This is a genomic window from Amycolatopsis bartoniae (genome assembly GCF_014191255.1).
Classification (GTDB): Bacteria; Actinomycetota; Actinomycetes; order Mycobacteriales; family Pseudonocardiaceae; genus Amycolatopsis_E; species Amycolatopsis_E bartoniae.
In genome coordinates this window covers 1,266,961-1,278,786 of sequence record NZ_JACHWH010000001.1, presented here as the reverse complement: position 1 = coordinate 1,278,786, position 11,826 = coordinate 1,266,961, and the positions used below count along the sequence as shown (strand labels likewise).

Sequence of the window (11,826 nt, the reverse complement as noted above, 5' to 3'; positions counted from 1 at the left end):
GACGGCTTCGGAAACAGCACTGAAGGAAAGGGAAAGTGCTATGGCAGCACCGACGAGCGACAGGCTGATCCTGCCGCAGTACCGGCGGGATCCCGAGGGCACCCATCCGCCGCTGGACTCGCCCTCCTACCGGTCCACCACGTTCCGGCACCCCAAGCAGCCGCTGAGCCTGCTGCCGCAGATGCTCACCGAGGTCACCGGCCCGCTGCTCGGCCCCGGCAGGCTCGGCGAGCACGACAACGACCTCACCGTGCAGCACGACGGGGAGCCGATCGGACAGCGGATCATCGTCCACGGCCGGCTGCTCGACGGTGACGGCAGGCCGATCCCGCACTCGCTGATCGAGATCTGGCAGGCCAACGCCTCCGGCCGTTACCGGCACATCGGCGACAACTGGCCCGGCCCGCTCGACCCGAACTTCACCGGTGCCGGCCGCACGGTCACCGACTCGGAGGGGCGGTACGAGTTCACCACGATCAAGCCTGGCGCGTACCCGTGGAAGAACCACGACAACGCCTGGCGCCCGGCCCACATCCACTTCTCCGTGTTCGGCCTGGCCTTCACACAGCGCCTGGTCACGCAGATGTACTTCCCCGAGGACCCGCTGTTCTTCCAGGACCCGATCTTCAACTCGATCCCGGACGAGAAGGCCCGGCAGCGGATGATCTCGAAGTTCGACATGAGCCGCACCGTCGACCACTGGGCGCTCGCGTTCGAGTTCGACATCGTGGTCCGCGGCCGCGAGGCGTCGGTCTTCGAGAACGAGGAGGAAGAGGACGAGTGAGCGACAATCCCGCCCTTCAGCGCTCGCTCGTCCGATCGGGTGCGGGTGTCCCGCAGAACGCAGTGGAGGACGAATGACCACCCCTTCGCAGACCGTCGGCCCGTTCCTGTCCCTCGGCCTGCCCTGGGAGGACGGCCCCACCGTCGTACCCGAGGGCACCCGGGGCGCGGTGTGGATCCGCGGCCTCGTCACCGACGGCGCGCGCGACCCGATCCCGGACGCACTGATCGAGACCTGGCAGGCCGACCCGGACGGCCGCTTCGACCACCCCGACGACCCGCGCGGCCGGGTCTCCGGTTTCCGCGGCTTCGGCCGGTGCCCGACCGCCCCGGACGGCACCTACGGCATCCTCACGCTCGTGCCGGGTGCGCTGCCGGGCACGGAGGGCCGCACGCAGGCGCCGCACATCGACGTGTCCGTGTTCGCCCGCGGGATGCTCAACAGGGTGGTCACGCGGATCTACTTCCCGGAGAACACCGAGGCCAACGCGGCGGACGAGGTGCTGCAGTCGGTCCCGGAGGAGCGGCGGCACACCCTGATCGCGGAGAAGACCGAGGACGGGTACCGCTTCGACGTGCGCTTGCAGGGTGAAGGCGAGACAGTGTTCTTCGATGTCTGAGCTGTTCGACCCGGTGCTCGCCGCGGGGCCCGTCCGTGACGAGGTCAGTGACGCGGCCTGGCTGCGTGCGCTCCTCGACGTCGAGGCGGCCCTCGCGGGCGCCGAGGCGGACGCCGGGCTGATAGCGCGCGAGCACGCCGACCGCATCACCGAGGTCTGCCGCGAGGGCTACTTCGACACGGCCGAGATCGGTGCGAAGGCGGTCGGCGTCGGCAATCCCGCGGCGCCGCTGGTCCGCGAGCTCACCACGAAGGTCGGCGGCGAGGCGGCTCGTTACGTCCACTTCGGTGCCACGAGCCAGGACGTGATGGACAGCGCGGCCATGCTGGTCGCGAAGCGGGCGCTCGAACCGCTGCGGGAGGAGCTCGACGCGGCGGCGGAGCTGGCCGCCCGGCTCGCGGGCGAGCACGCGGGCACGGTGCAGGCCGGGCGAACCCTGTTGCAGCAGGCGATTCCCGTGACGTTCGGGTTCACCGCGGCCGGCTGGCTGTCCGGTTTGGACGCCGCGGCGCGGCGGCTGGCGCAGCTGCGCCCGGCCGCGCAGCTCGGCGGAGCCACCGGCACGCTCGCGTCGCTCGGCGAGCGGGGGCCGGAGGTGCTGGCCGCGTTCAGCCGACGGCTGGAGCTGGCGGAGCCCGCGTTGCCGTGGCACACCGAACGGACGCGGATCGCGGAGCTGGCCGGGGCGCTCGGCGAGCTGTCCGGAGTGGTCGGCGGCGCGAGCCGCACCCTCACCCTGCTGGCACAGACGGAAGTGGCCGAGGTCGCGGAGATCGCCGAGGGCAGCGGTGGCTCGTCCACCATGCCGCACAAGCGCAACCCGGTCGCGGCCGTCGCCGCGCAGGCCGCCGCCCAGCAGGCGCCGGGCCTGGTGGGCACGCTGCTCGCCGCGATGACGCAGGAGCACCAGCGCGCGGCCGGCTCGTGGCACGCGGAATGGCGGCCGCTCACGGAGTTGTTCCGCACCACCGGATCCGCCGTGTACTGGCTGCGCACCAGCCTGGAGCGGCTGCGCGTCGACCCCGCCCGGATGCGGCAGAACCTCGACGCCACGGGAGGCGCCATCCTCTCCGAGCGGGTCACCACCGAGCTGGCGAAGGAGACCGGCCGCCTCGCGGCGCACGACGCGGTCACCGAGTGCACCAAGAAGGCGCTCGCGGGCGACGGCGAGCTGGCCGACCTCCTGGCCGAGGATCCGCTGGTCGGCAAGCACCTGACCCGGGACCACATCGCCCGGCTGCTGGACCCGGCAGACTATCTGGGCAGCGCGCGCGTCTTCGTCGAGCGCGCGCTGGCAGCCCACGCCCAGCGAAAGGAAACCCTGTGAGCGTCGCCGTGCACCACGTGCTCGACGGTCCCGCCGACGGCCCGGTCGTCGTGTTGAGCAACTCCATCGGCAGCACCCTGCACATGTGGGATCCGCAGGTGAAACCGTTGGTGGACCACGGTTTCCGTGTCCTGCGCTACGACACCCGCGGGCACGGGCGCTCGCCGGTGCCGTCCGGCCCGTACGGCATCGAGGACGTCGGCGGCGACGTGCTCGACCTGCTGGACAGGCTGGAAATCGGCGCGGTGCACTTCGTGGGGCTGTCGCTGGGCGGCATGACGGGGATCTGGCTGGGGCAGAACGCGCCCGAGCGGGTCCGCAGTCTCGTGCTGGCCTGCACGTCCGCGCAGCCGGGCAACACCCAGATGTGGCTCGACCGCGTCAAGCAGGTCCGGGCCGAGGGCATGGCGAAGATCGCCGAAGGCAGCATCGGCCGCTGGTTCACGCGCGAGTGGATCGACGCGCACCCGGACGAGGCCGCCGCCCTGCGCGAGATGACGGCCACGACACCCGCCGAGGGCTACACGGCGTGCTGCGAGCTGCTCGCGGACCTCGACCTCGTGCCGGGGCTGCCCAAGATCACCGCGCCGACGCTGGTCATCTCCGGCGCGGACGACAAGGCACTGCCGCCGGACCACGGTCGGGTCATCGCCGACGGCATCGCCGGCGCGCGGTTCGAGGTCGTCGACCACGCCGCGCACCTCGGCAGCTACGAGCAGGCCGAACGCTTCAACCAGTTGATCCTCGAGCACCTGGAGGGAGTCGCGTGAGCGACGAGGTTTTCGACGCCGGGATGAAGGTCCGCCGCGAGGTCCTGGGCGACGCCCACGTCGACCGCGCGGGCGCGAACGCCACCGAGTTCACGCAGAAGTTCCAGGACTACATCACCCGGTCGGCGTGGGGCTCGATCTGGACGCGCGAGGGCCTCGACCGCAGGACGCGCAGCTGCATCACTCTCGCCGTGCTGACCGCGCTGCACTGCGAGAACGAGATCCCGATGCACGTCCGCGCGGCCGTCACCAACGGCCTGACCCCCGACGAGATCGGCGAGGTGCTGCTGCACACCGCCGTCTACGCGGGCGTGCCCGCCGCCAACGCCGCGTTCGCCCTGGCCCAGAAGACGCTGGCCGAGATGGGCGAACCGACGGCGCAGCCGCGCAAGTAATCTCTTCCCATGACCGAGCCGGAGGAGCGTGCGGCCCACCACGTGCAGTCGCTGGAGCGCGGCCTCGCGGTGATCCGCGCGTTCAACGCGGGCGCGCCGGAGCTGACGCTGTCCGATGTGGCCAGGGCGACGGGGCTGACCCGCGCGGCGGCCCGGCGGTTCCTGCTGACGCTCGTCGACCTCGGCTACGTCCGCACCGACGGGAAGTACTTCTCACTGACGGCGCGGGTTCTGGAGCTGGGGTACGCGTTCCTGTCGAGCATGACGTTGCCGGACGTCGCGCAGCCGCACCTCGAACGGCTGTCGGCGGAGGTGCGCGAGTCCAGTTCGGTCTCGGTGCTGGACGGCACGGACATCGTCTACGTCGCGCGCGTCGCGGTCTCGCGGATCATGACCGTCACGATCAACGTCGGCACCCGGTTTCCCGCGCACGCCACGTCGATGGGGCACGTGCTGCTCGCCTGGCTCGACAACGGGGAGCTGGCGGAGTACCTCGCGAAGGCGAGCCTGGACAAGCTGACCTCGCACACCCTCACCGATTCCGACGCGCTGCTGAAAGAGCTGCAGGCCGTGCGGGTGCTGGGCTGGGCACTGGTCGACCAGGAGCTGGAGGAGGGCTTGCGCTCGATCGCCGCCCCGATCCGCGACCGGCGGGGCAGGGTGATCGCGGCGGTCAACGTGTCCACCCACGCCAGCCGGACCAGCCGTGAGCGGGTGTGTGAGGAGATGCTGCCGGCGTTGCTGGCCACGGCGAAGCGCATCGAGGGCGATCTCGCCCACGCCCCGGTGCAGGCGCGCCGTGGGTAGCTGCGCGGGGCTGCTGCTCGCCGCCGGCGCGGGCCGTCGCTTCGGGCGCCCGAAGGCACTGGTCGAGCTGGGCGGGGAACCGTTGGTGCGCCGCGCTTTGCGCGTCCTGACAGACGGCGGCTGCGCCCCGGTGCGGGTGGTGGTGGGCGCTCAGGCGGAAGACGTCCGGGCGCTTCTGCCGGACCCGTCGCTCGCGGTGGACGCGGAGGACTGGGCGACGGGCATGGGAGCGTCGCTGCGGGCCGGGCTGCGGTCCCTCCCGAAGGCCGACGCCGTGCTCGTGCATCTGGTCGATCTGCCCAAGGTGGACGCCCGTATCGTGGCCCGCCTGACAGCGCTCGCGTCGCCGGACGTCGTGGCCCGCGCCGCCTACGACGGAAAGCCGGGGCACCCGGTGCTCTTCGGCCGCCGCTGGTGGTCGGAAGTAGCGGACAGTGCGAACGGTGACCGAGGTGCCCGCGACTGGCTCGCCCCCCGGCAGGACGTGCAGCTGATCGAGTGCGGCGACCTGGGCAGCGGTTTCGACGTGGACACCCCGGACGATCTGCCTGCGGCTCAGGGGTGACCTACGAGAAGCCCGGCAGCCGGGTTCGACGTGGACAGCCGGGGTGATCTGCTTATGGTGGAACAGTGAACTCTCCAGAAGAGCTGGCGCGGACGCTCGAAGGCGCCGGCTACCTCGCCGACGACGGTGTCGCCACGGCCGCGTTCCTCGCCCTGCGCATGCAGCGCCCGTTGTTCTGCGAGGGGGAGCCCGGCACGGGGAAGACGTCGCTGGCGGTCGCGCTGTCGCGGTCGTTGGAGCTGCCGTTGATCCGCCTGCAGTGCCACGAGGGCATCGATGCCGCGCAGGCGCTGTACGAGTGGGACTTCCCGCGGCAGCTGCTGCACCTGAGGGCGCTGGAGGCGGGCAGCGAGAGCCTCGACATCGAGGCCGCGGAGCAGTCGCTGTACACGGAGCGGTTCCTGCTGGCGCGGCCGTTGTTGCGGGCGCTGACCACCGCGCCGTGCGTGCTGCTGGTGGACGAGATCGACCGCGCGGACGACGAGTTCGAGGCATTCCTGTTGCAGTTGCTCGACGAGAACGCCGTGACGATCCCGGAGCTCGGTGAGGTGCGGGCCGAGCAGCCGCCGCTGGTGATCCTGACGTCGAACCGGACGCGCGAGGTGCACGACGCCCTCAAGCGGCGGTGCCTGTACCACTGGCTGGAGCACCCGGACCTGGCACGGGAGGTCGCCATCCTGCGCCGCCGGATCCCCGGCATAGGCGAGCGACTGGCGACCCAGGTGTCGGTCGCCGCCCGGCGGTTGCGGGAGCTGGAGCTGCTGAAGCCGCCGGGGGTGGCGGAGTCGCTGGACTGGGCGCAGGCGCTGCTGGCCCTGAACCGGGACGAACTGGACGTGGACACGGCGTCCCGCACCCTCGGTGCGGTGCTGAAGTACACCGAGGACATGGAACGGGTCCGCGCCAAGCTGGACGCCCTCCTGGCCTGACCCGGCTGCTCGGTCTGCGCTGGCCGATGGCACAGGGTTCGCCGCTGCCTGGGGCCTGCGCCGCCTGCCGCTGGTCAGCGGCTACGAGCCTGCTCGCGGCTGGCGACGCCTGCCGCACGTTCCAGCTGCCGGCCGCCACCGGCCGATTACCTGCACGGGCCCTCCGGCCCTCTGCCGGTCAGCACCCGCCGCTCTGAAAGCGCACCGCTCAACTCGGCAGTGTCTGCTCCAGCTTTCGCAGGTGCTCGATGATCGCCGTGGGGTGGCCTGGTGCCAGGTAGATCTGCGAGTCCTTGCCGGTGCCCATGGCGTAGTTCAGGTAGCGGCCCCAGTCGGTGTCGGCGTAGTGCAGCGGCTGCTCCAGCTGGTGGTAGCGGTTCAGCTCATCCCGCCGGGCGACGTACAGCTCGCCCGTTCCGGTGACCGGTCGCTGCAGCACGTTGACGAGGTCCCGGATGTCCCAGCTGGGGATTCGGTCCTCGCGGCCGGCTTCCTCCAGCTCCGCCACCCGGATCACCAGCGGCCGCCCGCCGCCGGGGCGCACGTCGGGCAGTTCGGCGATCAGTGCTTCGGCCAGGTGGTCGCGGGGGACGGGCTTCAACGCGATCCCGTCGTCGACCCGCACCGCGACGATGCCCTGCAACCCGCGTGCCGCGGCGAGCACCCCGTAGGTGCGCTCGCCGTCGTGGACCCAGCCGTAGTACTCGATGCTGGCCTTCGTCAGCAGGGGCAGCCAGTCCAGGAACTCGACGTCGAGGCGCCCGTGCTGGTCGAGCAGTCCGGCCTCCTGCAGGGACTCGTGCATGCGGCGCTCGGCGGCGAGTTTCTCGTCGTCGGGAAGCCACAGGGGTTCCGGCCGCAGGACGACGTGCAGGGTGCCCGCCCGCTCCCGCTCGACGGCGCCCGCGAGCGCGTCGAGCGGGAGGGAGAGGTAGTCGCTGCGAACGGCCGGCATGCCTACTCGCCGATGACCGGCGGGGTCGTGCGCACGTCGGTACCGAAGATCGAGTCGGGGTCGGGCTCGATCAGGTAGTCGGGACGCTGGTGCTCCTCGTCCTCCTCGCCACGACCGCGTTGACCCGCGGCGCCCATCGGCGTGCCGTTGGCGCTCCTGGCGGCACTCCGGCTCGCGGCGGCCTCCTCCGCGGCCGCGGCACTGCCGAAGTTGCTGGCCCCACTGCCCTTTCCGGCGCCGAGGCGGCCTTCGCCGCTGCTGCCGGCCGCACCGCGGGCGAGGCGTTCGGCGGCACTGCCACCGCGGCCCTCGGCCGCACTACCGCCGCGACCGAGCCGTTCCTCGGCGGCGCTGCCGCCCCGGCTGGTGGTCCCGCCGCCGCGCCGCGAGGTGTTCTCGTCGTCCGCGTTGAAGAGCCGGTTGGCGGCGCTGTTGCCGGAGCGGCCGCCGGTGGACGACGTGTTGCGGGAGGTCCGCTCGCTGGTGGTGTTCGTGCCTCCCGGGGTGAAAGCGCTGCTCCCGGTGCCACCCGTGCCCGAGGTCGACCCGGACACGCCCGGCGTCTTCGGGGTCACCTGACGGATGCTGCCGCCGCCGGTGGGGCCGGACGAGGAGACGGGCCCGCCGCCGTTCGAGCCGGTCCGCGGCGAGCTGACCGACGCGGTGCCCATGGTGCTGCCGACGGACGAGGGGGGCCGGTAGCCGCTGGTGACGCCGGAGCCGATGCTGCCCACGCTGGCGGACTGGAGGCCGATGGAGGCGGTGTCGGCGGGGAGGATCTTGTAGTCCATCGGGATCTTCCCGCGCGTGTCGCCGGTCGCCGAGCTGTACTGCTCCATCACGCGGACGTTGTTGGCGTTGGCGGCGTTGGTCTTCTCCACGCCCTCCTGGTAGGACTTGATGTCGCTGACGGCGAGCGACGGCCCGACGATCGGGATGGCGGACTTGAGGACCGTCGACCAGCCGCTGGGCTTGTCCGGCGCGGGCGGCACGGGCACGACCTTGGCCCTGGCGTTCTCGAACTGGTCGGACTGCACGCTCATCGACGCGTTGGTGAGTTCGAGGGGGGCGTGGGAGTCCTGGAACGCCTGGGCGAGCGGGTTGGCGCCGGCGTACGCGGCATCACCGGAGCTGCCGGTCCAGGCCGCGTTCATGCGCGTCTGGAGGCTCCGGATGGCCTCGGCTTCCTGCTCATACTCGGCGGCCAGCTGCTGCACCGCCTGGGCCGCCGCCTGCAGCGACTGGGAGCTGCCGCTGGTGAAGTTGTCGTAGACCTGTGTTCCGTTCATCCCCGCTCCCATCTCAGGAACCCCCCTGGAGTGTGGTGATCACCGAGGCAGCGATCTGCTTGGCGGTATCGCACGAATCCTGGGCGCCGGAATAGCGATCGGTCGCGACCGAGAAAGTGAGGTCGTCCTGAATGCCCACCCAGAGGGTGCAGGCGCCTTTCGGCCGGTCGTCCTGCGTGTCGGCGTATGCGGCCGGATAGCCGGAGACGTCGGTGAGTTCGGCGAATGAGAAAAGACTGCCATTCAGGCTCAGGATCTTCGCTATCCCACCGTTGTCGTTGCCGCTGCTGGATCGCTGGATACCCACGTGGATGCTCTTCGACGAGTCCGGCATGTACCAGTCACAGGCCGGGCCACCGGTGATCGCTGTCTGACTGGTGGTGTTCGGAACGCCCGGATCCGGGAAGCCGAGCTGTGACATGGTCTGCTGGGGCACGATCGAACAGGGCTTACCGAGGTAGGAGCTCGGGTCGAGCTCCTGTGGCACCTTCGGTGCGCTCGATCCCTTTGCCGTGCTGTCGGTGGTCGCCGAGGGGGCCCCGGTCGTCGTCTGGGAGCAACTGACACACAGCACCGCCGCCGTGCAGAGCCCGGCGAACCCGAGTACGTGCTTGCGCTTCCTCACGTCGTCAGTTCTCCGAATGGCTCTTGAACACGGCTTCGTTCGATTCCTCGTTGCCGTGTTTCGCGTTCGTCGCATCGGTCAGCTTGCTTATGTAGTTCTCGATGTACGTCAGCATCGAGTCGTGCTGGTTCTTCAGCAGGTTCAGCGATTCGCGGGATTGGGACAGGTATCCCTGGCTCTCGGGGTCATCGGCGAGTTGAGTCAGACTCTCCAGAGCGCTTTCGATCTTCCCCTTTTTCGTCCTGATACTCGCCTGCCGGTCCTTCCACAGGCCCAGCACGGCGTTCATCTCCTCGACGCTGGGGAACTCGAAGCGGCCCGAACCGCCGGCTTCGGCCACCGCCGCGCCGATCATGCCGTCCGAGCCCCAGACGGTGTAGGAGTCCTGGCTGGGCTCCCCGTTCAGGGCCTCCGCCCAGAAGCCTCCGCCGTCCGCCTCGATCACAGCTGCCTCCCCGTACCACACGGTGACCGTCTGACGCACGAGCCTAGCGGACGGTTCCCGTTCCCGGAGCACAATGGAACGATGACCGCCACCGACCCGCTGCCCGCACTGGTCGGGTTCGCCGCCGCGTTGCGGGAGGCCGGCGTGCCCGCCGGTCCGCAGCGCGTGCAGGCGTACCTGGACGCCGTTGAGCGGGTCGACCTCGCCGACGTCAACCAGCTCTACTGGGCCGGACGGGTGACATTGTGCGCCGACCCCGACGACCTGCCCCGCTACGACGACGCCTTCGCCCAGTGGTTCGCCGCCGAACCACCCGGACCCAGGCCCGTGACGGTCGCCAAGGAGAAAAGAGCCCGGATGGCCGCCATGAGCGGCGAACCCGGTGAAGGCGAGGCCGAGGAGCAGGCCGACGAGCTGCGCGTCGCCGCCACCGACACCGAGCTGCTGCGCCAGCGGGACCTCGCCGAGCTGACCGCCGCGGAACGCCGTCACCTGCGGGAACTCCTCGCCGTGCTCAAGCCCGTGCCCCCGCTGAAACGCTCCCTCCGCCGCCGTCCCGCCAGGAAGGGTGCCCTCGATCCCGGCCGGACCCTGCGCGGCATGCTCGAACAGGGCGAGATCGTCCGGCTCGCCCATCGCGCCAAGGCCACCCGCCCCCGCCGCGTCGTGTTCCTGCTCGACGTCTCCGGTTCCATGTCCCCCTACGCCGACTCGCTGCTCCGCTTCGCGCACGTCGTCGTGCGGAGCGCGCCCGCCAGCACGGAGGTGTTCACGCTCGGCACGCGCCTGACACGCGTGTCCCGCCAGCTGCGTCAACGCGACCCGGAACGCGCGATGCTCGGCGCGGGTGCGGCGGTGCCGGACTTCGCGGGCGGCACGCGCCTCGGCGAAACGCTCCGCGTTTTCCTGGATCGCTGGGGCCAGCGGGGAATCGCGAGGCGTGCCGTCGTCGTTGTGTTCTCCGACGGATGGGAGCGCGGCGATCCGAGCCTGCTCGGTGAGCAGCTGGCCAGGATGCGGAGGTTGGCGCACGCTGTGTTGTGGGTGAACCCCCATGCGGGACGCGACGGTTACGCTCCGATCCAGTCGGGCATCGCGGCCGCGCTCCCGCACCTCGATCGCCTGCTGGCCGGCCACAGCCTGGCCACCCTGGAACGACTGCTGGTGGAGATACGCGATGCATGACGTACTTGACGAGCTCTACAAGCGCTGGGCCGAGGGTGAGGCGGTCGGGCTGGGCACCGTGGTCTCCACGTTCTCCAGCGCCCCTCGCGCGCCGGGTGCCGCGATGCTGGTCGGCGAGGACGGCGAGGTCGTCGGCAGCGTGTCCGGCGGCTGCGTCGAGGGCGCGGTCTACGAGCTGGCGCAGGAGGTCGTCGCCGAGCGCAAGCCCGTCCTGCAGCGCTACGGCGTGAGTGACGACGACGCCTTCGCGGTGGGCCTGACCTGCGGCGGGATCATCGACATCTACGTCGAGCGCGTCGACAGGGAGACGATGCCGGAGCTGCAGGACGTCGTCGACTCCGTCCACAAAGGACAGCCGGTCGCGGTGGTCACGGTCATCGAGCACGACGACCCCGATCGCGTCGGCAGGCGCATGATCGTGTGGCCGGACCGGACGAAGGGCACGCTCGGCACGGCCCGCGTCGACGACGCCGTGGTGGACGACGCGCGCGGCCTGCTCGCCACCGGCCGCACCGGCACCCTGCACTACGGCCTGGAGGGCGAGCGTCGCGGCGAGGGCATGTCGGTGTTCGTGAACTCGTTCGAGCCGCCGCCGCGGATGCTGGTGTTCGGCGCGATCGACTTCGCCGCCGCGATGGCCCGGATGGGTGCCTACCTCGGGTTCCAGGTCACGGTGTGCGACGCGCGGCCGGTGTTCGCCACCGCGAGCCGCTTCCCCAGCGCCGACGAGGTGGTTGTCGACTGGCCGCACCGCTACCTCAAGGCCGAGGCCGAGGCGGGCCGCATCGACCGGCGCACGGTGATCACCGTGCTGACCCACGACCCGAAGTTCGACGTGCCGCTGCTGGAGGTCGCGCTGCGGCTCGACGTCGGTTACGTGGGCGCGATGGGTTCGCGCCGCACGCACGAAGACCGCATCGAGCGGCTGCGGGAGGCCGGGATGACGGACGAGGACCTCGCGCGCCTGTCGTCGCCGATCGGGCTCGACCTCGGCGCCCGGACGCCCGAGGAAACCGCTGTCTCGATCGCGGCGGAGATCATCGCGATGCGGTGGGGCGGCGGCGGTCAGCGGCTCGCGCAGCTGTCCGGCCGCATCCACGGTTAGTTCCACACATCGGTGATCGAAAATCA

Annotated in this window: 14 protein-coding genes; 10 read left to right on the top strand and 4 right to left on the bottom strand. The window is 71.0% G+C overall.

Going from position 1 to position 11,826, the window contains the following annotated elements; translation table 11 throughout:
• The first annotated feature begins 40 nt into the window (after nt 1-40).
• The 8 genes from pcaH to FHX82_RS06230 all read left to right on the top strand — a co-directional run bounded on the left by pcaH (nt 41) and on the right by FHX82_RS06230 (nt 6,196).
• Nucleotides 41-784, top strand: coding sequence for a protocatechuate 3,4-dioxygenase subunit beta (gene pcaH / locus FHX82_RS06260; RefSeq protein WP_145934700.1), 744 nt, complete (start codon nt 41-43; stop codon nt 782-784).
• A gap of 73 nt (nt 785-857) precedes the next feature.
• On the top strand, nt 858-1,403 hold the full coding sequence (gene pcaG, locus FHX82_RS06255; protein WP_145934699.1) for a protocatechuate 3,4-dioxygenase subunit alpha: 546 nt from the start codon (nt 858-860) through the stop codon (nt 1,401-1,403).
• Nucleotides 1,396-2,730, top strand: a complete 1,335-nt coding sequence (locus FHX82_RS36515) for a class-II fumarase/aspartase family protein (RefSeq protein WP_145934698.1) — start codon at nt 1,396-1,398, stop codon at nt 2,728-2,730. Before pcaG ends, FHX82_RS36515 begins: the two co-directional genes overlap by 8 nt.
• Nucleotides 2,727-3,500 (top strand): 3-oxoadipate enol-lactonase, encoded by a 774-nt coding sequence (gene pcaD, locus FHX82_RS36510; protein WP_222425958.1) that lies wholly within the window; start codon nt 2,727-2,729, stop codon nt 3,498-3,500. Before FHX82_RS36515 ends, pcaD begins: the two co-directional genes overlap by 4 nt.
• Complete coding sequence (gene pcaC / locus FHX82_RS06245) at nt 3,497-3,895, top strand: 4-carboxymuconolactone decarboxylase (protein WP_145934696.1); 399 nt, start codon at nt 3,497-3,499, stop codon at nt 3,893-3,895. The genes pcaD and pcaC overlap by 4 nt, the downstream gene beginning before the upstream one ends.
• Nucleotides 3,896-3,904: 9 nt before the next feature.
• Nucleotides 3,905-4,702 (top strand): IclR family transcriptional regulator, encoded by a 798-nt coding sequence (locus FHX82_RS06240; protein WP_145934695.1) that lies wholly within the window; start codon nt 3,905-3,907, stop codon nt 4,700-4,702.
• On the top strand, nt 4,695-5,267 hold the full coding sequence (locus FHX82_RS06235; RefSeq protein WP_145934694.1) for a nucleotidyltransferase family protein: 573 nt from the start codon (nt 4,695-4,697) through the stop codon (nt 5,265-5,267). The genes FHX82_RS06240 and FHX82_RS06235 overlap by 8 nt, the downstream gene beginning before the upstream one ends.
• A 65-nt stretch (nt 5,268-5,332) precedes the next feature.
• Nucleotides 5,333-6,196: an AAA family ATPase gene (locus FHX82_RS06230; RefSeq protein WP_145934693.1), complete on the top strand. Its 864-nt coding sequence runs from the start codon at nt 5,333-5,335 to the stop codon at nt 6,194-6,196.
• A 208-nt stretch (nt 6,197-6,404) separates the two neighbouring features.
• Here FHX82_RS06230 and FHX82_RS06225 read toward each other — a convergent pair whose 3' ends face one another.
• The 4 genes from FHX82_RS06225 to FHX82_RS06210 are packed head-to-tail and all read right to left on the bottom strand — an operon-like array spanning nt 6,405 to nt 9,510.
• Nucleotides 6,405-7,151 (bottom strand): ESX secretion-associated protein EspG, encoded by a 747-nt coding sequence (locus FHX82_RS06225; protein WP_145934692.1) that lies wholly within the window; start codon nt 7,149-7,151, stop codon nt 6,405-6,407.
• 2 nt (nt 7,152-7,153) lie between these two features.
• Nucleotides 7,154-8,440, bottom strand: a complete 1,287-nt coding sequence (locus FHX82_RS06220; RefSeq protein ID WP_183176498.1) for a PPE domain-containing protein — start codon at nt 8,438-8,440, stop codon at nt 7,154-7,156.
• 13 nt (nt 8,441-8,453) lie between these two features.
• Nucleotides 8,454-9,065: a DUF3558 domain-containing protein gene (locus FHX82_RS06215; RefSeq protein WP_183176497.1), complete on the bottom strand. Its 612-nt coding sequence runs from the start codon at nt 9,063-9,065 to the stop codon at nt 8,454-8,456.
• Nucleotides 9,066-9,069: 4 nt separating this feature from the next.
• A complete protein-coding gene (locus tag FHX82_RS06210) occupies nt 9,070-9,510 on the bottom strand; it encodes a hypothetical protein (protein ID WP_145934689.1) in 441 nt (146 codons plus the stop codon).
• Nucleotides 9,511-9,591: 81 nt separating this feature from the next.
• Between FHX82_RS06210 and FHX82_RS06205 the strand changes: the two genes are divergently transcribed.
• A complete protein-coding gene (locus tag FHX82_RS06205) occupies nt 9,592-10,695 on the top strand; it encodes a vWA domain-containing protein (RefSeq protein ID WP_145934688.1) in 1,104 nt (367 codons plus the stop codon).
• Complete coding sequence (locus FHX82_RS06200) at nt 10,688-11,800, top strand: XdhC family protein (protein WP_145934687.1); 1,113 nt, start codon at nt 10,688-10,690, stop codon at nt 11,798-11,800. The genes FHX82_RS06205 and FHX82_RS06200 overlap by 8 nt, the downstream gene beginning before the upstream one ends.
• Nucleotides 11,801-11,826: the final 26 nt, after the last annotated feature.

Excerpts from the sequence above, each read along its gene's own strand:
- FHX82_RS06225 (WP_145934692.1), bottom strand. The coding sequence starts at position 7,151 with ATGCCGGCCGTTCGCAGCGACTACCTCTCCCTCCCGCTCGACGCGCTC.
- FHX82_RS06205 (WP_145934688.1), top strand. The coding sequence starts at position 9,592 with ATGACCGCCACCGACCCGCTGCCCGCACTGGTCGGGTTCGCCGCCGCG.
- FHX82_RS36515 (WP_145934698.1), top strand. The coding sequence starts at position 1,396 with ATGTCTGAGCTGTTCGACCCGGTGCTCGCCGCGGGGCCCGTCCGTGAC.
- FHX82_RS06220 (WP_183176498.1), bottom strand. The coding sequence starts at position 8,440 with ATGAACGGAACACAGGTCTACGACAACTTCACCAGCGGCAGCTCCCAG.
- FHX82_RS06240 (WP_145934695.1), top strand. The coding sequence starts at position 3,905 with ATGACCGAGCCGGAGGAGCGTGCGGCCCACCACGTGCAGTCGCTGGAG.
- pcaG (WP_145934699.1), top strand. The coding sequence starts at position 858 with ATGACCACCCCTTCGCAGACCGTCGGCCCGTTCCTGTCCCTCGGCCTG.
- pcaH (WP_145934700.1), top strand. The coding sequence starts at position 41 with ATGGCAGCACCGACGAGCGACAGGCTGATCCTGCCGCAGTACCGGCGG.
- FHX82_RS06200 (WP_145934687.1), top strand. The coding sequence starts at position 10,688 with ATGCATGACGTACTTGACGAGCTCTACAAGCGCTGGGCCGAGGGTGAG.